General features: G+C 34.8%; 16 protein-coding genes, 1 tRNA gene and 1 pseudogene. 8 read left to right on the top strand and 10 right to left on the bottom strand.

Annotation, left to right across the window (positions count from 1 at the left end):
• Window positions 1–8 precede the first annotated feature (8 nt).
• On the bottom strand, window positions 9–1,412 hold the full coding sequence (locus NE848_RS12970; RefSeq protein WP_252114254.1) for a RagB/SusD family nutrient uptake outer membrane protein: 1,404 nt from the start codon (window positions 1,410–1,412) through the stop codon (window positions 9–11).
• An 11-nt stretch (window positions 1,413–1,423) separates the two neighbouring features.
• On the bottom strand, window positions 1,424–4,420 hold the full coding sequence (locus NE848_RS12965) for a SusC/RagA family TonB-linked outer membrane protein (protein WP_252114252.1): 2,997 nt from the start codon (window positions 4,418–4,420) through the stop codon (window positions 1,424–1,426).
• A gap of 719 nt (window positions 4,421–5,139) precedes the next feature.
• Between NE848_RS12965 and NE848_RS12960 the strand changes: the two genes are divergently transcribed.
• The 5 genes from NE848_RS12960 to NE848_RS12940 all read left to right on the top strand — a co-directional run bounded on the left by NE848_RS12960 (window position 5,140) and on the right by NE848_RS12940 (window position 11,550).
• Entirely contained in the window at window positions 5,140–5,424 is a 285-nt protein-coding gene (locus NE848_RS12960) for a helix-turn-helix domain-containing protein (protein WP_252114250.1), read from the top strand.
• 132 nt (window positions 5,425–5,556) lie between these two features.
• Window positions 5,557–7,419 carry an AAA family ATPase gene (locus NE848_RS12955; protein ID WP_252114248.1) on the top strand — a complete coding sequence of 621 codons (1,863 nt, stop codon included), beginning with the start codon at window positions 5,557–5,559 and terminating at the stop codon, window positions 7,417–7,419.
• A 168-nt stretch (window positions 7,420–7,587) separates the two neighbouring features.
• Window positions 7,588–10,236: a hypothetical protein gene (locus tag NE848_RS12950; protein ID WP_252114246.1), complete on the top strand. Its 2,649-nt coding sequence runs from the start codon at window positions 7,588–7,590 to the stop codon at window positions 10,234–10,236.
• Between the two features lie 161 nt (window positions 10,237–10,397).
• Window positions 10,398–10,889, top strand: a complete 492-nt coding sequence (locus NE848_RS12945; protein ID WP_252114244.1) for a hypothetical protein — start codon at window positions 10,398–10,400, stop codon at window positions 10,887–10,889.
• Window positions 10,882–11,550 (top strand): hypothetical protein, encoded by a 669-nt coding sequence (locus tag NE848_RS12940; protein WP_252114242.1) that lies wholly within the window; start codon window positions 10,882–10,884, stop codon window positions 11,548–11,550. The genes NE848_RS12945 and NE848_RS12940 overlap by 8 nt, the downstream gene beginning before the upstream one ends.
• A gap of 191 nt (window positions 11,551–11,741) precedes the next feature.
• Here NE848_RS12940 and NE848_RS12935 read toward each other — a convergent pair whose 3' ends face one another.
• Complete coding sequence (locus NE848_RS12935) at window positions 11,742–12,119, bottom strand: hypothetical protein (protein ID WP_252114240.1); 378 nt, start codon at window positions 12,117–12,119, stop codon at window positions 11,742–11,744.
• 124 nt (window positions 12,120–12,243) lie between these two features.
• Here NE848_RS12935 and NE848_RS12930 point away from each other — a divergent pair, with 124 nt between their 5' ends.
• A complete protein-coding gene (locus NE848_RS12930) occupies window positions 12,244–12,921 on the top strand; it encodes an RNA polymerase sigma factor (protein WP_252114238.1) in 678 nt (225 codons plus the stop codon).
• 38 nt (window positions 12,922–12,959) lie between these two features.
• On the opposite strand, the gene NE848_RS12925 is transcribed toward NE848_RS12930, so the two are convergent.
• The 5 genes and pseudogenes from NE848_RS12925 to NE848_RS12905 form a co-directional block, all read right to left on the bottom strand.
• Window positions 12,960–14,171: an amidohydrolase gene (locus tag NE848_RS12925; protein ID WP_423748006.1), complete on the bottom strand. Its 1,212-nt coding sequence runs from the start codon at window positions 14,169–14,171 to the stop codon at window positions 12,960–12,962.
• A gap of 217 nt (window positions 14,172–14,388) precedes the next feature.
• Window positions 14,389–15,249 carry a helix-turn-helix domain-containing protein gene (locus NE848_RS12920; RefSeq protein ID WP_252114234.1) on the bottom strand — a complete coding sequence of 287 codons (861 nt, stop codon included), beginning with the start codon at window positions 15,247–15,249 and terminating at the stop codon, window positions 14,389–14,391.
• A gap of 226 nt (window positions 15,250–15,475) precedes the next feature.
• On the bottom strand, window positions 15,476–16,738 hold the full coding sequence (locus tag NE848_RS12915; RefSeq protein WP_252114232.1) for a chloride channel protein: 1,263 nt from the start codon (window positions 16,736–16,738) through the stop codon (window positions 15,476–15,478).
• Window positions 16,739–17,533: 795 nt separating this feature from the next.
• Window positions 17,534–17,700: pseudogene (locus NE848_RS12910) on the bottom strand (site-specific integrase); the annotation flags it as partial.
• Window positions 17,701–17,905: 205 nt separating this feature from the next.
• Window positions 17,906–17,979, bottom strand: a tRNA-Met gene (locus NE848_RS12905).
• Between the two features lie 190 nt (window positions 17,980–18,169).
• Between NE848_RS12905 and NE848_RS12900 the strand changes: the two genes are divergently transcribed.
• Together NE848_RS12900 and NE848_RS12895 are read left to right on the top strand one after the other, a co-directional pair.
• On the top strand, window positions 18,170–18,556 hold the full coding sequence (locus tag NE848_RS12900) for an START-like domain-containing protein (protein WP_131395160.1): 387 nt from the start codon (window positions 18,170–18,172) through the stop codon (window positions 18,554–18,556).
• Between the two features lie 50 nt (window positions 18,557–18,606).
• A complete protein-coding gene (locus tag NE848_RS12895) occupies window positions 18,607–19,452 on the top strand; it encodes an aminotransferase class IV (protein ID WP_252114230.1) in 846 nt (281 codons plus the stop codon).
• Here the strand turns inward: NE848_RS12895 and NE848_RS12890 are convergent.
• Window positions 19,449–20,009 (bottom strand): YqgE/AlgH family protein, encoded by a 561-nt coding sequence (locus NE848_RS12890; protein ID WP_252114228.1) that lies wholly within the window; start codon window positions 20,007–20,009, stop codon window positions 19,449–19,451. The two genes, NE848_RS12895 and NE848_RS12890, sit on opposite strands and share 4 nt — an antisense overlap.
• A gap of 120 nt (window positions 20,010–20,129) precedes the next feature.
• The gene (locus NE848_RS12885; protein WP_006990442.1) at window positions 20,130–20,402 is read right to left on the bottom strand and encodes an HU family DNA-binding protein; all 273 of its coding nucleotides are present in this window, start codon (window positions 20,400–20,402) and stop codon (window positions 20,130–20,132) included.
• Between the last annotated feature and the right edge of the window lie 102 nt (window positions 20,403–20,504).

Genomic DNA, 20,504 nt, shown 5'->3' with positions numbered 1-20,504 from the left:
CGATTTTATTAATAACCAGGATTTTGACTTAGGTTAAGGTTTTTCTCTCTTTCCTGGGAAGGTATAGGGTATAATATATCGGTGGGGTCCCACATTGGATTGCTTCCAAACACGTCATTCGCTCTATCGGTTCTTTTCAAATCCAGCCAGCGGTGACTCCATTCGGCAAATAACTCTTTCTGCCGTTCTTTCATTATCAAATCCAGTAATGCTTCCTCACCAATTCCAGGATTACTCTCCTCAACAGATGCGATTCCTGCTCTTATTCTTATAACATCCAGATCCTCAATAGCACCAATGAGATCTCCCTGTTTGGCCCTTGCTTCAGAGCGAATCAAATACTGTTCTGCCAGTCGTAAAACCATGGAGTATTCGAGTATGGGTAACTCATTACTACTCCAGACCTTATATTTGAAAGGAAAATAGGCATCCAATTCTTCGTTGTAGCCTATCCAGTTCGATAGTCTTTGGTCTTCCTGGTCAAATTGTTCAACAAATCCTTCCTCCATTTTAATAACTGCGAAAAAGGAAAAGATGGGATCTATGATAAAAAGACTTCCTTCATTAGTATTGGTGATCTGGCCACCTCCTCCCAGAGGAGAGATTTGCCAAATTGCTTCCTTACTGTTTGCAAGGAATACCTGGTCTAAATCTTCCAAAATTTCATAGGTTTCATTTTGATCAATTACCTCACTACTCAGTCTTTCAGCCGCCCCCCAGTCTTCCAGATATAAGTGAACGCGTGCCAATAGTGATGCCGCTGCAAATTTGTTAACGGTAGTTCTTTCGCCATTTTTGTACTCGGAACTCAGTGAATCCAATGCTATTTCGAGGTCACTTATAATTTGCTCGTAGACTTCTGCAGAAGATGTCCTTGAGGCTAATTGATTATCATGATAATTAGTGGATACGATTAGCGGTACATCCCCATAAAGATTCACCAGGTAGAAATACGAAAATGCCCTTATGAATCGTGCCTCACCTTCAAGTTGCGTTTTTAATTCGGAGCTGAGCTGCTCAGAGTTATTCAGCCCTTCTAATAAGGAATTCGTCAGGTAAATAATATTGTAGGCGCTGGCCCAGATATCGAGGTTTCCGGGATTATCAGGAGTTATTTCGTGCTGCTCGAACTCCATCCGGGTAATATTAGAACTACGGATATTCTGAAAATTATCGGCTGATAAACCGGAAAGGAATGTTACGCTTGTTCTTTGCCCACTGGAAAAATCTGCCAAAAACAGCTGATTATAAATTCCGGTCATGGCACTTTCCGCGGTAGCATCATTATTAAATACTACGTCGCTTACCAATTTGTTATCAGGTGCTTCTACTTCCACGAAATCTTCACAAGAGATGAAAAGTAATGGAAGAATTAGCCATATGCTATATGATATTTTATAATTGAATTTCATTTTGATTGTATTTAAAAGTTAATGTGCATCCCACCTGTCAGAGTTCTCAGGTTACCGATAGCGACTGAATAAGGATTTTCCGGATCCAGTCCTTCATAATCGGTAAGGGTGAGTAAATTCTGCCCCCTCACATATAGCTTCCAATTTTTTGCACCTATGGAATTTGTAAACTTTAAAGGAAGCTGGTACGCCAGAGAAAGTGTCTTCAGTCTTAAATAGGAGGCGTCATGAATAGGGAAGTTGGTACTAAGTACATAATTATAAGCTCTGCTGGCCGCTACGGACTGAGAGAGTTGTTGATAAGGCCCCTCACCATCTAAAGAACTTAGAATTGCATCACTTGAATTACCTATATTACCCGCAGAGAAACCGCTAGAAAATCCCTGCTGTTTTACAAATTCCCAAAGAAACTGGAGGGAAATTGTTCTATAAGTAAGGTTGTTATTAAGGCCTCCAAAAAAATTTCGATTTCTGTCCTGAATGACTATCCTATCCTGGTAATCAAACCGGCCATCTTCATTTACGTCACGGATGGTATAGAAACCCGTTTCAGGATCCAGACCTGTGTATTCATATAATAATGAGATGTTCAACGGTTGACCTACCCTGTAGGTATTTGCATAAGATGACTGTTCTATATCCGGATAACTTACCAGTTCATTTTCGGGAATACTCAGATTAAAGGAGGTATCCCATTTGAATTTATCAGTGTTGATGTTTATACTATTGAACGTGATCTCCCAACCTGAATTCTCGACTGTTGCCGGTAAATTAGCCTGAACGGTGGTGAAACCGGTTAAGTAGGGCAGGGGATATCCTACCAGCTGGTTGGAGGAGCGATTCTGATACCTGCTTAGACTTAACCGAAAACGATCCTGCACAAAGCCTAATTCCATACCTGCTTCCAATTTCTTATTGATTTCCCAGGAATAGTCAGGGTTTGCCAGACCTGTTGGATAGAGTCCGCCCGGGCCCCTGGTAGCCTCATAGGCGTCCAGATATCCATAATCTCCAATTTGATCATTACCTGTAGTACCATAACTACCTCGTAGTTTTCCAAAAGACAGGAATGGAAGATTATTTTTAATGAATGGTTCTTCTGAAAATATCCATGCAGTACCAATAGCCCCGAAATTAGCGAAACGGTTGTTCGGACCGAACCTTGATGAACCGTCCCTTCTACCTGTAAGATTCAGATAATATTTTCGATCCCAATTAAATCCTAACCTTGAAAATAGCGCTGCATACCGATAATCCGTATTATCGCGCTTAGCATTGATAATCTTCTCCGCAGCACCTATATTTCCGATAAGTGCTTCAGAGGCGTATCCATCACTCAGGAAACTTTCGCGAATACTATTATTCTCCTGAAAGGTTGCACCTGCTAAAGCTTCCAGATTTAATTTACCGAAAGACTGATTGTATAGAATTTGTGGTTCCACAATCCAGGACCGTCTATCAGCCTTTAAATGAGTGGCTTTATTAGTTATGGATTCAGAAGGATCATAGGAGCGCCTGGGTTGTTCACGTAATTCACTGGAATTATAGTAAGTATAACCCATACTGGATTTTAACCGCAGGCCGGTTATAATTTCATAAGACAGACCAATGTTTGAAATCAAGTTATCGGTTTGGGTAGTGGTATTATTAAAATAACCCTCCAATGGATTTTTTAAACCCGCTCCTCCCCAGTCTTCCCAGTTCAGACTGCCATCTTCTTTAAAGATTTTTGGTGCGTTAGGAGCAAGATAAATGGTGCTGGCATTGAAATCCACATTGCCGACCAGGTTATTTCTGTCCACACCATAGTTAACCGCAAGATTTAATTGAAACTTGTTATCCTTAGAGGTATGGTTCAGATTTAAATTTCCGGTGACTTTTCTGTAATCATAATCCCCGGGGAAAATGGTTCCCTGTGTAAAATAGGATCCCCCTAATCGAAACGAAGTCCGATCACTTCCCCCGGAAAAGGCGATATTGGCATTAGCGGTTTCAGCGGTTCCACCAAATAGGAACTTCTGCCAGTCGGTATATTGATCCTGGTCCCAGACCAATAGATCATAAGCATTCCTTTCTGTTGGTTCTACGCTATCATTTTCAAGAGCTCGGCGTCTTACATCAATATATTCCTGAGTATTTAATAAATCCAGACGATTTTGTACTGTGGCGGCTCCGTAATAGAATCCGGCTTCCAGTCCGGTTCCTGCCTTTTGGCCCTTTTTAGTTGTGATTAAAACGACGCCATTCGCTCCCCGGGAACCATAGATCGCCGTGGCATCTGCATCCTTTAGAACCTCTATGCTCTCAATATTATTAATATCCAGGTTGTTTAAGGGGTCAATACCAACATTACCCAGAAGACTGGTACTTTCCAATGGGATGGAGTTAACAGGAACACCATCAATTATATAAAGAGGAAAATTCCCTTCGTCCCGTAAGCTATTAACACCCCTTATACGTATGGTAGAGGCTGCCCCTGGCGATGCAGCATTGGTGGTTATTTCCACCCCGGCCATTCTTCCCTGGAGGGCCTGTAACGGACTTACTACCGGTTGATTCTCAATCTCCTCAGCCGTGACTCTGGAGATATTTCCGGTTCTTTCACGTTCAGTAACACTATAATAACCTGCATTGATCTCAACTTCATTAAGGGAGGCTATATCTTCCTCCATTACGATGTCTAATCCCTGACGTCCCTTTAATGCAATCTCCTGAGTTTTATAACCGATGAAAGAAAACACCAAGGTATCCCGGGTGGTAGCATTGATGGTGTAAGTACCATTAGCATCGGTTGTGGTGCCATATTGCCTGTTCTTTACTAGTACCGTAACTCCCAGTAAAGCTTCTCCACTGGTATTTGTTACGCTACCAGCAATTTCCTGTTGGTTAAAATAAATAGGAGGGGAGAGGGGAGCTGCATTGGCCTGGTTTATAGCTAAAATAACCAATAGGCCCATGGCTAGAAGGAACATGATTATAAGCATGCCCCGCCTGTAAAAATTTTTCATAATTTTGTGTAGTTTGAAATGAAACATTTGTTTTATTAAAGCTTAGGCCTTCCCCGCCAGACGCCAATCTTAGGGGAAGGCTTTTTTGCTTTTACCCGTCAAAACGAGTGTTCACTTTTCTTTTTTCCATATGCATTTTTTTAATTGGCTAAAACAATCACTTAAAATTTGGCGCAAAAAAATCACCGTACTCTAACTTAAAGCCACCTGACCTTAAGTTGAATTTGCCCGTCTGCATTTCTTTTTAGGAACAACAGACTTCCCACCCAACTGCTATTACCATAGGGGGTAATAACAACCCACGGGATTGTTTATGAGGTTTTCCTGTTCCCGCAAACAGAATTAACGAATACACTTAATAAAGTGCTGGCCACTTTGGCCTGTTATGATGAAAAAATTTGGTAACTAAATGCGAGTTCTTATGCTGAAGAAACAAAGGCTTTGAGGAGAAAAGTTAACGCATAAAAAAGGCGTGGATACTCAACTTACTGGTTCGAGGTACTGGTATACCCACACACAATAAGCAAGCCCACGCCCGGGTCGTGAGCATTATGCTTATCATCTCGTGTGTTTAAAAATTACCAGTTTTCGAACCGAGACTCAAAGCGAAATGCTTCTAATATTTTACTTAAAGAAGTTTCGCAAAAATATAATTCTAACTCAAATATATAAATAATTTTTTATTGTGGTAATATATACCAACAATTTTTGTAAATTTTTTGGTCAACTTAGTTGTAGATAGGGCTGCAATGCATAGTAGAAAACATAAAGAAGACTTTTTAAAACATTTTGGAGTTAATTTTGGAAAGATTAGGCATAGAAAAAAATTAAGCTTTAGATCTTTATCTCATAAATGTGATTTGGATTATGCAGATCTTAACAAAATTGAGAAAGGGAAAAGAAATATTACCCTATCCACAATTATTGAATTAGCAAAAGGTCTCGAAATTCATCCAAAGGAATTATTTGATTTTACTTTTCCTATTCAGGAAGTCGAGAAATAATTTTCCTCCTCACGAAATTTTATATTCGTTTTTCGTCAACAATTTTCCTCATTTCTTTCTTTCAAATATTTTAGGTTAAAGAGTTATATTGCAAAAGATATAACTAGTTATCTCTAACCTTTAAAGAAGATTATGCTCCAAGGAATAAAAATAAGTGAATCTTTAAAAGCCGTTTATGATATCCCAAATGAATTAGGGTTGATAACAAATTTAAATCAGCTAAATACAATAGTGGGAGCAAATAACACCGGTAAAAGTAGATTTTTAAGAACAGTATTTTCAGGATCCAATCACATTAAATTCATCTATGAAATTGATGAATCAATCTTTAAAAATTCAGTTAAGATAATTAGAGATATTTTCCACGTTATTAAAGTTTTAGATGGTCATAGTATTAAGTACATTCATCGACAAGAATTTGAGAAAGCACTTAATGATATTGATGGAAATCAGAATTCCCTTGATCAAATTACTATACTACATCATTTGATTAAAAATTTAGAACAAAATCAATTCGAAGTAGTATTTGAAGGTAAGCGTCATCTTTTAGTTAGAAATTTGTCGAATATAAGTTCGCAAAAAAATAATTTAACTGCCATATTAGAAAGCCTAGGAATTGAAAATGAAAAAGTAAAACGAATTTACATACCTATCTTAAGAGGGCTTAGACCTATTGCTAAAGAAGAAATGAATTTCTCTAAAGATGATATTTATTCTAAAAGAACCAGACACGATTATTTTCAAAATTCAACTCCTAATGGTAACGTATTTTCCGGTCTTTCAATTTATGAAAATGTAAAAAGTTTATTATTAGGTGATGAAAATGAAAGAAATGAGATAAAAGAATTTGAGAGTTTTCTAAGCGAAAATGTCTTTAAAGACAAAATCAACTTAATTCCCAAGTATAACGATGATGTTTTGCATATTAAAATTGGAGAAGATTCACAATTCCCAATTTATAGGTTAGGAGATGGACTTCAAACATTAATTATCATATTATTCCCAATATTCCTTAATAGGAAAGAACGTCATATAATTTTTATTGAAGAGCCTGAAACCCACTTACATCCCAAATGGCAAAGATTGCTTTTTAGAGCAATGAGCTTATTTTCTGAGCACACATATTTTATTTCAACTCATTCTTCAATATTTATTAATTCTCCTCAGAATTCAATTTTTATCGTATCTAAAAATAATGGTAAAACCCAGATCAACTTCTCTGATATTAAGACAGAAAAGGTTGATGTTTTAAAAGAATTAGGTTATAAACCTAATGACTTATTTCAAACAAACTATTTATTATGGGTTGAAGGACCTAGCGATAAAATCTATCTAAACTATTTAATTAAAAAGTTAGATGAAAATTTGGTTGAGGAGGAAGATTATAGCATTATGTTCTATGGTGGAAGTTCTTATAAACATTTCTTGGAGAAAAACGGTGATTTTAGTTTAGATTTTATTGAATCCCTTAACCAAAATTACGCGCTCATAATGGATAGTGACAGATCCAAAGCAACCGAACCTTACAATAAAAAGAAGAAAAAATTAAAGGGAGTTTTTGAAGAAAATAATGCATTTTTCTGGTTAACAAGATTACGGGAAATTGAAAATTATATTCCTTTTGATGATTTTGAAAGAGCTGTAAAAGATTCCCATAAGATTAAAAATATACAAATTGATAAATCTGATTTCGGGGATAGATGTCAATTTATTGACTTAGATGCAAAACCAAGTTATAAACCTTCAATAAAATTAAGCAATGACTTATTTCAAAAAATCCAAAAAAATAAAAATGGTAAGCTTACAGGAATCGACGGTAAGGAATTAAGAAAAGAAATTGAAAATGCCATTCAAAAAACTGCAAAAACAGTTAGAAAAATTGATAAACTTAAGGTGGCCGAAAAGCTCGTTAGAAATGGATTTTCAGTTGAAGATTCAGAAATAAATAAAAAATTACAGCAGTTAGTTTTAGATATTAAAAAAGCAAATAGTTAAAGGCTAGAGATAACACCGATTCATCGCAAATATGCGGTATTCGTAAAATCGATAACTTAGAACTCCAAAGAACAAAACAATAAGCCGACAACTCCGTGTGCTATATTCCGCACACTTGCGATAAGCGAAACCGTTGTATGCAAGCCTTCAAAAGGAATTAGTTTAAAAATGACTTCTCAAGATAAACAAAGTTTTAACGGTAATATTGGAGAATCTAGAACCAACCAAATTTTAAGCGAGAAGTTCTATGTTAGTAAAAGAAGTGTTGATATTGATGGCACAGATTTTATAGTTGAGTTACGTTTTGGAAATATCAAAAAGTTTCGAGAGTTTAAAGAAACGGGTGTTGTTCAAGCAAAATTCTTTGAAGGGTATAATGAAGTAAAAATTGCGAAACAATATGTATTTGACGAAGATGGTCTTAGAACCAATTTCTTCGCAATTCTTCATACTAACGATAAGCAAGGAGAAAAAAGAAGATATTTTTTTACCTCACAAGATATCCACAACAACTTAAGAGTGAGGGAGGATAAAAAAACTTCGAAGGAATATTATATTTTTAGTTTAACCCGGAATAAAACTTTTTCTGAGTTTTTAGACTTCAATGATGAGGAAATAAATAGAATTATCGAAAAGGGTATTCTAGATACTGAAGATTACAAAAGACAAAAATTTATTGCAGAAGTAGAACAAAAATTTAAAGAGGAAAATAAGAAAACTTTTGAGTTAAAAAACGCCAAACTTTTTAAGGAGGTTGAAGATTTTCATATAGTTGATAAGCTTTATACCTGCCTAAATTATTTCGACGATTTCAGGAGAATTACTTCTTGGCGCTTGGTTGATAAAATTTCATTTAAAGAGAGCATAAATACAAATACCTTTTACAATCAATTTGAACTAAAAACCAATAATTCTGAGATAATTGATTTTTTTAAAAACATAGAAATTGAAAAATCAGTTGAAATTATAGATCCTAATAAATTTCCTAATACAGAACACATTCGATACAAATGCCATTATATAGTAAATAGATTAAATGAAAACCTAATAATCAGTTTAGACAACTTAAACTCTAATGAGACAATAGACATATACAAAAAAGAGAAAACTGATTATAATAGTCTAGAGACCTTATTACATACACTTAATTTTCATGGAGTAAATGAATTCATCCAAAGAGAAATTGAAAATAACGAATTTTGGCCTTCACTAAATCGCGCCTATTCTCTTATTCATATTGGCAAATATGAGCAAGCTAAAAAATTGCTTCAAACAATTTCTAAAAACTCAATTAAAGCTAAAAAACCTATAGCAACTTTTTTTTCCAAATCTAATCTAAGATTGATAGCCTGGCGAGTTTGGGATGATCAATATCCAAATTTAGATAATGTTATAAGTGATCTACCTATATCGCATGAAAAGGAGGAAATTTTAAGGGCATTAAGCGACGGTTCATTGACTAATGATTATCAGAATTCAATAGATGATTTATATTCTGACATAATCGAATATAAAAAAAGAAGAGTTCCAAATCATACAGATACCCTCATTCACAAGCTTTACTGCAAGTATGGAGAATATGTGAATTTTATTGAAGGAAATTACTATGCATTAGATACATATTCTGAATATAAGAAGATTACACATAAGGTTATTGAAAGTTTCATCATTTCCTATTCGATGAAAGATTCATATTATAATCACCTTCATAAATTTAATGATTTCATGATAAGAGTTATTATAACTCAGTGTGATCCAGGCAATTTGATCAAATGGTTGCAGCGGTATAATATATCAGACATTAAATATGATACAGAAAGTAAATATTTAGAGAAAACAATAAAAAGCTTTTTCTCTGAGGACAATTTAGATTTCCTAGCCTCAGAAATTAATTTTATTGATAACAGAACCAGTAATCCAGATTTAAGAAGAAAAACTGAAAATTATTTCAAGAACATTTGTTATATACTCGCATATTTTGAGGTGAAAATCGAAGAGTATGATTTTTTAAAAAAAGTAGGGAACTTTATTTTAAAGACAGATGTTGATGTTAATACAACCTTTGCGATAACGCATCCAATACTTAGAAAACCAAACAGTTTTTCTATAACGGATATATTAAATTTTATAGAATTAATAATTGATCAGAAACATACAGATAGTTATATAGTTACAAATTGTTTGGTAACTCTAAACGAAAAAGATTTTAAATTCTCAGAAGAGAATATTGATTTAATAGAATCAATAGAAAATCTTGCCTTAGAGAAACCCTCCTACAATTTGTTTTCAATTTTACCTAAAGTAATATCTGAAAAAAGAAAGGAGAACTTTTGTGAAAAAATATGTTCACATCTCATTTCACGTTTTAATTCCGAAATTTTTGAAGAGGCAATCATAAATGATCTTATTAGGTCAAAAGAGGAATTTTTTGAAGAATACTTAAATACTTATAACTCGCTTAAAAATAGTGGATCTTATTTATTATTTAAACATGTGAGTCCATATACAGGAATAGATTATCGTATTGCCGAAAGATTAAATAATCTTGTTACTGTTATTTATAAACTTAAATATTTTAACTATTCAGAACATCCCATAATAAAAAGGGTAAGAGAATTAAGCCCATATTATAACTATCTTTTATCCGATTGCGCAGAACAATTTGAAGTTAAATGGTTACTTGAAAACAAATCACCTATAATATTAGGGCACCTTTCAGAAAACATTCATATTAAAAACTGTTTAGAGACATCATTAAAACAAAATTTCAATAAAGAATTAGGGAAAATATACTTAAAGTATTTTTGTGAAATTTAGAGAAATTAAACTTAAGACGGTTAATCGCCAATAGCCGGCAGGGTTAGAAAGAAAATAATTAACTTGACCAATAAACCAATACTAAGCAGACAAATCCGCGTTCCCTACTCCGCCAACTGGCGATAACCGAGACCGTTGGCGGTAATATTAAATAATATAAAATGTCAAATAACAAAGTCTCCGAATTTTTAAATTTAGACAAACGTCTAACGGAATTAGATCTTAAATTAGATGCTGATTTTTGTATTCTTCCTGAAAACATTGAAACTGCTGACAAGAAAACTGATTTAATTTTCACAGAATCCACTACTTCAGTTAATAAATATCTCAAACAAAAGAATGTCAACATTGAGGTATTAACAAATGGAAGCCTTCAATTAAGGCAGAGAAAGTCCATAGATTTTTATGCACCCTTGATTTTTGTGGGATTTACACTATTACAAGAAAATTCAAACATTCTTTCGGTTGGGATAAATGTATTATCTGATTATATATCTGACTATTTTAAAGGATCCTTTGGTGAGAAAAAGGTCAAATTAGAACTAATCGTTGAAACTAAAAAGAATGAAGAATATAAAAGTCTTAACTATGAAGGAAGCGTCGAAGGCTTAAAGGAGGTTCCAAAAATTGTTAAGTCTATGAAAAATGAATAATCCTTTTCCAGAGATTGAAGAATTTATAAATAACTTCAATAAAATAGCGTTAGAAGCTCAATCGAACGCAGTATATGTTAGGGCACAAGAAATCCAACAAGAACATATTGATATTCTCGAAGATTTTCTGAAGAAAATATTGGCGGAAAAAGAAAAAGCAGCTCAAAAATCGGAGAATAAAAAAGCTAATTTGATATTATGTCTAGAGTTAACAGCAAAAGCATTAATTAATGAATTGCGATTGATAATTAATCTAAAAGATGATTCTCCTGATTTAGCTTGGCAAGCATTAATTGATGCCCAAAGTCAAATATCTTCGGCTATGCGAAATCATCCATTTAATGGGGATTATTTAGAAGGATACGCTGCAAGATTATATGGTTATGAAAAATTACTTTTTCCAAAAATGCTTTTTGCAAGTAGAGGATGTACAGTTGCCAATTCAAAATGTTCCATATGTCAAAGAAAAATAGAAAATTGTGATCATATACCTGGATACGCGTATATGGGTGAAATATGTTATGAAATAATTGAAAAAATTGTTTCAATTGATGAAGTTTCAATAGTTCCAAATCCAGCAGACAAGTCCTGCAGAATAATATCCTTCCAAAAAGATGGGAAAAACTTAGATACATTTACACATAGAGAAATCCAGAAATAATACTACCGCCAACAGGTTATAAAATAACTCACCCAATATGGAATATCATTACATATTGGGTGAGTAGCTTGTAGTTTTGTAAATGTGATTATGGTATTAATATCCCTTTTTGTTTTGGTCTTATATGAGATTCTCGGAATTAATATTCAGTCACGTTTTAGTTATTATTTTTACTAATAATTTCACGGCCGTTATACTTTATTCGCGTCCAACTCTGAAAGTTTTGCCAGGGAAAAAGCGGCAATAGCCATTACCAGGTCCCTTATAGCAATATCAACATAGTTCCAACTGAAAATGAGCGTTAGGGCAATGGCAACCAGCCAGGCAGAGACAATATAAGCTCCAATTTTCGTTTTCGTTAAAACTAAAACTCCGGCTGCAATTTCAATTATTCCAACTATCATCATAAAGGTAGATGGCTCAAAAGGTAATATCCCTGTAAGTCCTTCTGATAAATATAGACTCCAATTGGTTAAAAGATTGGTAAACTTGTCTAATCCCGCAACGATTGGGACAAGCCCAAACGTATATTTCAAAAGTTTTTTTACTAATTGTAAGTTAGGGTTCATAAACTTATAATTTTAGTTATATATAAATTTGTTACATTCTTTTGATAGCCATATTTAAAAAAGGATACATAAATCTGTATCTTTTTTTCAGTTTCAGCATCTAAAAAAGAAAACGGAAGATCGTATGGAAGCTATAAATATCAACGGTAATGAAAACCATAAACTAAAAGATGAAACTGTTATAAAGCGGATTTTAGCTGGCGAGAAAGAACTGTATGAAATTTTAGTAAGGCGTAACAATCAAAAATTGTATCGAATTATTAGGGGGTACCTTAAATCGGAAGCCGAAATTGAAGATGTGATGCAGAACAGTTATATTAAAGCCTATACGAAGCTGCATCAATTTAAAATGAAATCACAGTTTTCAACCTGGCTTATTCGCATCGCCATCAACGAAGCATTGGCGGAATTGAAAAAGAAAGGTAAAATACTACACCTTAATAATTACAACAAGAACAGCGACAGTGATTTTGTATTGGAACTTCCAGATCACAAACAATTTAATCCGCAAGAAAAAATGGCACAAAAAGAAGCCAAACAACTCCTCGAAAATGCTATTGACCATTTGGAATTAAAATATCGAACGGTTTATATAATGAAAGAAGTGGAAGAAATGAGTCTAAAGGAAATAGCAATATCTTTAGATATTAGTCTTGCTAATGTGAAAATAAGGTTACACAGGTCTAAAGAAATGCTCAAAGATATTTTGTATAACTTATCAAATACAAAAGACATTTTTGAATTTGGCTTTATTAGATGCGACAGGATAACTAATAATGTAATGAAAAGTATTTTAAGTTAGAGCTTATCTAAATCAAGGTTACCTTCGTACATAATTCATTAAAAAATTATATTTCCTTTATAGATTAACGACTCTACAGGAGACATCCGGGAAACTACTTCAGCCGAGCAACTGGCCTTTACCAGCACTACATTAGCATCATCTCCTGCTTTTGGCCATTGTTGTGTTCCTTTATCATCCAAAGGTATTGGTCCAGCTGTAGCAAGCTTAAGCATCCTGGACAAGTCAAATTCGGTTACCTTTCCATACAGTTGGGCTGCAAGATTTGTCTTGTACAACACGCTGCCGGTTCCAAAGGTGTTCCAATGATCAACAATACTATCGTTACCGGTCATGACTTTTACTCCATGTTGAGTTAAGGTGGGGATGGGCATAATCAAACCGCCAAAAGGAATAGTGGAGATCACACCTATTTGGGCATTACCAAGCTTTTCCGCAATTTCTTCCTGCGTCTTACTGTCCAGTCTACCCAAAACAAAGCAGTGGCTTAAATAAGTTTTTCCTTTTAATACAGGATTTTCATTAACTTTATCAATGAGGTACTCAACGGTTTTTAATCCCGATTCGCCAGTTTCATGTAAATGGATATCTATGCCTTTATGATAGTCTAAAGCCAATTGTACTGTAAAATCCATTGTTTTCTCAATAGCCCCATCAATAGTATATGGGTCTAATCCACCTATAAAATCGATGTCAGTTTGGGCTGCTTCTTTCATATATGGAACCGAATCGGTATAAAATATACCATGCTGCGGAAAAGCAACCAACTCGGTATCAAAACCCTCTTTCTTGTTTTCAAGCGCTTTTTGTAAGTTTTCAAGGGATTTAAGTTTGGAAGTCGGTTCGATGTTAACGTGGCTCCGGGCAAATGACGTACCCTGGGACTGCAACAGTTCTATAATTTTTTCTGCTTTAGAAGTAGAATTTTTCAGCATCTCAGGTAACATTTCCTGTTCCAATGCAATCATTCCTTTTACACCATCTCTTCTCCTTTTTACGGCCTGCCATTTTTCTCCATAGAAAGTTTTATCAAGATGAATATGCATGTCCTTAAAGGAGGGTAGCATTAGCATTCCTTTGACATCAATAGCATTCGCCTGGTTCTGGGTTGTGTTGATTTTTTTTATTTTACCCTTTTCTATCTGTACCGAAAATAATCCTGTTTTCGTCCCGATAACCTCCCCATTTTCGTAATCAAAACCGGTTTCCAAACGTACATTTTTTAGGGTGTAATTTCCCGTAGTTTCCATGCTATTTTCAATTGATTGCTTATGATCTGGATGAGCGTTTATTAACTGTGGTACCAGACCTAAACCTGCAAAACCCAATGTTGAACTTTTAAGAAAATTTTTGCGTGTTATAGTTGAGTGTTCCATTTATTGTTACCTGATTTCGTTTTAATCATAAACAAAGATATCTCACCACTCTGTGAATGAGATGTAATATCCCTGTCAATACTTGTAAAATTTATCTCTTATCACGAAACGAGGTAGGTGACATACCTGTTTTACCTTTAAAAAAATTGGAAAAATAAGCATGGTCTACAAATCCCAGCTCAACAGATATCTCTTTAACAGAAAGTGTGGTGCTTTGCAGTAGCCTTTTGGCCTCTGTACAAACCCGTAACTGTATAAGGTGTGTTGCAGATACTTTTAGGTGCTTTTTGCATAGTATGCTCAGGTAATTGGCAGTGATATTCAGCTTTTTGGCATAAAAGCCAACATGTTTTTGATCCTTGAAAAATTCATCAATAAGCATATTGAACTTTGCCAGTCTGGGATTGGATTGGTACACTTTGAATTCGGTAAAGTTATTTTCAGCTTCCCTGCTTACTATTGTGGCTATAACAGCTGCACGGTTAACTATTAATTGCGTAAGCGAGTTTTTTCTTCTCAGTTCATCTTTTATCGCGTTAAATTCATAGAGTAGTAACTGAAAAGCACTTTCGGATAGTTGAATTACCGGATGATTTTGATAATTGGTAAACGAAAATCTAAAATAAGGTGCGAAATGTTCGAAAAAGGATTTTTCTACCATGAGTTGATAACCCACACTCCCATCTTTAATGTCCCATCTGTGCATCTGGCCGGGAAATAATATATGCACCTCATGATTGCCAATTGGATAATCTGTCGAATCTATTTTATGTACACCTTGAGCCTTCTCAAAAAGAATGATGATAAAGAAATCATGTTTATGGGGTCTTTCAATATGCCTTTCTCCATTTAGTTCGTTGAACAGGATTTCTTTCCTTCCAGCCAACTGTCCTTTCCGGAACTCCTCCATATTTATGATTGGAATATAATAGTTTTCTTCGTTTGGGCACATTTTGAATTATTTATTTGCGGCAACTTTAATAAAGTAAATATCGTGATACCATTTTAGATTCTAACTTGTTATAGCCATATTTCAAATACTATTTAAATCATTTCACCTATGGAAAATAAATGTCTGTAAAGCATATTTTTCATTGAATATGCTATCAAACATCCACCGTTGAAGCTTTTAAACTTCTTTCCTGTTTTCTAGAATAGGGATCTTTTCGGAGATTGTTCTAATCCATTTGGGAATTAATAAAAGGAATCTTTGGAGCCAGGAAATACCCGGTGAGGCTCGCAAAAAGAATTGGAATAAAATAAGTGAAACCTGTAAGTGTGGCAAGCAAGATAGTGGTGCTCATTGGTGTTCTGGTGACACAAACATTAATCGCAGCCATACACGCTACTACTGCCAGGGAAAGGTCTGTAAAGGGAAAAAGCAGGTGAATGATTATTCCCAGGCTGGTCCCGACAAAAAATAATGGGATGATGAAACCACCCCGCCAGCCCGAGGTGACCGTTACGGCTATCGCAATGATCTTTAGAACCAGAATCACAAACAGAAATTCCATGGTAAAGGAATTGGTAAGTAGATCGTTAATGCTGTGATGCCCAAAATATCTTGTAAGGGGATAATAAAAGGCGATAACTCCCAGGACGATCCCTCCGATAAGTGTTTTAAAATAGATAGGCACGTTAAACTTTTCAAAGACAGTTTTTAAAAGTTTAGTGATATAAATAAATAACCATCCTGCTCCTGTAGCTACTACTCCAAACAGAACTGCATAGGCGAAATCAAATTTGGTATTCATTTCATAGGCCGGGAGATCCCATACAGGACCCAGCCCCAAATGTATTATCAGCGCGAAAATAATATAGCTGAAACAACTCGCTACAAAAGCAGGTATTAGCGCCCGGTAGTACTTGGTAGAATACCTATGATGCAGAATCTCCAGCGAAAAAAGGCTACCTCCCAGAGGTGCTCCAAAGAGTGCTGTAAATCCCGAAGCCATTCCAGCAATACTTAAAGACCGTAGCTCTTCACCCTTGAGTCTTAACAGTTTTCCCAACCATGTCCCGGTAGACCCTGTAACCTGCACCAGTGGTGCTTCGGGACCAAGACTACCTCCTGAAGCGACACATAATAAAGATGATAGAATCATTGACGGATTATTCCTCGGGTCTAATTTTCCTTTATTGAATCTGATGTTATTTACTATTAGATGAATTTCTCCAGGATCTCCGATAAAATGAATGATCAGTCCCGCTAGTAATCCACATATAGCCATGGTTGGGATTACCAGCCAGCCACTGAAAAAGGCTAAGCCATGGGTTAGTAGTTCAAGTATCATCCAATATAAACCCGAAATAACACCACCTACAATTCCCAAAAAAGCCCAGAGAATAAATGTTCTGCTAAAAACAAAGGGATTGAACTTTAAAGGTTGATCCAGGTTATCCAGATATCTGATAAGTTTTCTTTTAGCGCTAATTTTCATCAAATATGATAGGAAATTAAGAAAACCGCCAAATTAATAAATCTCAACTTAAAAGACTTGTATTGAAAATTTAATTGAAGAAAATACTATAATCTCATACAATGATAAGGGAGTAGGTTATAGGAATTCTTTGGAGATGTCTGAATAAAAAATTTAGGATCGAAAAAATATAAATGGTGCTATTCGCTCCATCTAAATTTTCCACATATATAGATTAAATGATTAGGTGAGAATGAGTAGGGGTGTAAGGATAATTTATTTTTTCTAAAACCTATATAAAGCCCAGTATTCTATAAAACAAAATCATAAATCTATGTGAATTATGATGATTCGTGTTTTTAGCACCATGATAAACAATACCTTCCAAAAAAATAAATAGATGCTAATAGGGGGGATATTTCTAGCTTTTTTGGGATTAGGTATAATATTATATTTTATCATCAAACTGAGGAAATGAATTAATCATTTCCAATAAGGGTTGAACTTGATCTGAATCTGCATAATTTAATAAAATACTTTTTTCTCATAAGCATCGCTTTTTTATTGCGACCATAGTGAGTAATCTATAACGCACACATCTTACCATTAACTTAATCATTTATATTAAATGAATCTAAATTGCTAAGACTTATTGGAATAACGGCAAGCATCTCCATAAGAAAAAGCGTACTTGCCCCTTCAATTTATCCTATGTCCAGACTAAAAGTTGTTCATTATTTAATTCTTATAATTGGTATAATAATGTCCCTTTTAGGATTAGGTCTATTTTTATACCTACTTCAAAGTCAATCCTCTCTATTTTAATTTCTTTTTTAAACATTCCATATCACTAGATATTTTGGATTCAATAACCCTGGCATAAATCTGCGTATTTGATACTTTAGTAAGTCCTATTAGCTTTGAAACTGTTTCAATAGGCACCCCCCATTAGATAGGGTTATGGTGGTGGCAAACGTATGCCTGATATAGTCAGTTGCAGTTTTAAAGAAGAAATACAGTGCATTGATATTAGCATAATATTTCTAGCTGGAATTAAATTTGCGTATAAATAAAATTAAACGGTGTCAGACTAAATTAATGCGAAGAAATATGACCATTCTGTACTTATTCTGTACTAGATGAAAAAAACAAAGGCTCTCGATTTATCGAAAGCCTTGATTTTACTAGTAGCGAGACCGAGATTTGAACTCGGGACCTCCGGGTTATGAATCCGACGCTCTAACCAACTGAGCTACCTCGCCGTATGATTTTCTTAGACTTCCAAATCCTCTCGAGGCCTTATCATAAAGGGCTTTTCAGGATTTCGCTAATGCGGGTGCAAATATAAAAACAATTTGATTTGGCACAAACTTTATTTTCTAAAATATTTATTTTGATTTCTTTTAATCTTTCCAATTAATATCTATATTGCCCGAAACTAATTAATCAAAAATGGAAGAAAAGATAAAATACGAAATGGAGTTTCCTATTCAAGCTTCTCCTTCATTATTGTTCCAATATATATCAACTCCCTCAGGTTTAAGTGAATGGTATGCCGATAATGTGAATTCCCGGGGGGAATTTTTTACTTTTATATGGGAAGGTAGTGAAGAAAAGGCTAAGCTCGTTAGCAAGAAAAGTGACGAGCGTATAAAATTTAAATGGGTAGATGACGAGGATACTCCATATTTCTTTGAATTGCGTATTCAGGTAGATGATATCACCAAGGATGTCTCTTTAATGATTACTGATTTTGCTGAAGAAGATGAGATCGATGAAGGGAAGATGCTTTGGGAAAATATGGTAGGTGACCTTAAACAGATCCTTGGATCGGCCTAAAAATCGTATTATAATATTACCTTTGCCCCGTTTTTAAACGGGGTTTTTTTATGATCAATCTTAACGGAGAAATAGTAAATCAAGAAGAGGCTAAAATTTCAATATTAAATCGTGGTTTTGCCTATGGAGATTCTGTATTTGAAACCATAAGAGTAGTAAATGGAAAAATAATGTTCTGGGAAGATCATTATTTCCGACTTATGGCGTCCATGAGAATTATGAGAATGGAAATTCCGTCTACTTTTTCTCCTGAATTTCTCGAAAAAGAGATTAAAGAGATCACTGAGGCGAACGGGCTTTCAGATGCTACCGCCCGTGTAAGATTTGCTATATATCGCCAGTATGGAGGGTATTATACTCCGGCAACCAGGGATATAGGCTACGTTTTAAGCGTTGAAGGAATGGATAGCCCTTTTTATCTGCTTAATGAGGAGCCTTATGAAATTGAACTTTTTAAAGATCATTATGTGAATAGTGGCCTTTTATCTACAATCAAATCAAACAACCGCGCGGTAAATGTACTGGGAAGTATTTTCGCCAGGGAGAATGGATATGATAACTGCCTATTGCTTAACGAAAAGAAAAGTGTGGTTGAAGCCCTTAACGGTAATATTTTCCTGGTAAAAGAGAACATTATTAAAACTCCTCCATTGACCGATGGGGCTCTAAATGGCATTATTAGAAAACAGTTGATCAATATTCTGAAAAAAATGGATAACTATAAGCTGGAGGAAACATCAATATCTCCTTTTGAACTCCAAAAGGCTGATGAGCTTTTCATAACAAATGTAGCTGTAGGAATTCAGCCTGTAAGCAAATACCGTAAAAAGGAATTCGGAAATGCGGCGGCTAAAGAGCTTTTAAGTAAATTGAATGTAAAGGCCCGGCTTGGCTAGTTATAAGTAGGGTTTTCCGGTGAATTAGACCAAAGCATATATTCACCACCTAACTCCAGCATTTTGTCTTTCCAGAAAGAGCTATAAGGTTTTTCCAGTAAATCTGTATCGTCATCATTTGCGGTAATTATCCAGGAATGGGAATTCAGTTCCTCATCTAACTGATTGGCATCCCAGCCGGAATACCCGAGAAAGAACTTTATCTGCTTTTCATCTATTAGATCTTTGGAGATCAGTTCCATTACCACTTCAAAATTTCCTCCCCAGTAGATGCCGTTAGCAATCTCAATACTGTCTGGAATAAGGTCTGGGATCTTATGAATAAAATAAAGATTGTCCTGTTCTACAGGTCCGCCATTATATATCTTGAAATTTCCCTTTATTTCAGGGATAAGGTCTTTAAGAGTAAAGTCCAGGATTTTATTCAGGATAAATCCAACCGATCCATTATCTGAATGGTCAGCGAGTAGAACCACAGAACGATTAAAAGAGACATCCCCTATAATAGATGGTTCAGCAACAAGAAGATGACCCTTGGTTGGTTTTAGCGAGATCATTATAGCAGTCTTTTAATCTAAACTAATTATTTCTTAGAAATAAAGCAATACTATTCCCAATTTTTTAAATAAAAAAAGCCTTCTGAAAAGAAGGCTTTAAAAATTTACTAATGCAAATTATTAGTTCACAGCTTTTTGTAAATCAGCTCCGGCTTTAAACTTCACTACATTTTTAGCAGCAATTTTGATGGTTTTTCCGGTTTGTGGGTTTCTTCCTTCACGTGCTGCTCTTTTAGATACAGACCATGATCCAAATCCAACTAGTGATACTCTGTCTCCTTTTTTAAGAGATTTCTCTACGTTTTCAAGGAAAGACTCTAATGCTTTTTTTGCTGCTGCTTTAGAAATTCCAGCGTTTTCAGCCATTGCATCAATTAAATCTGTTTTGTTCATAATTTGAATTTTAAATTAATTGTTGGTTAAACATTCTGTTAAACTGGTATACAAATTTATACGGATTTCTTGTCCACGCAAGTAATGACAAGGGAAAAGCCC

It is taken from the genome of Gramella jeungdoensis, from assembly GCF_023805255.1.
Lineage (GTDB): Bacteria > Bacteroidota > Bacteroidia > Flavobacteriales > Flavobacteriaceae > Christiangramia > Christiangramia jeungdoensis.
Note: the sequence above shows the minus strand (reverse complement) of the source record. Positions and strands in the feature narration are given on the sequence as shown.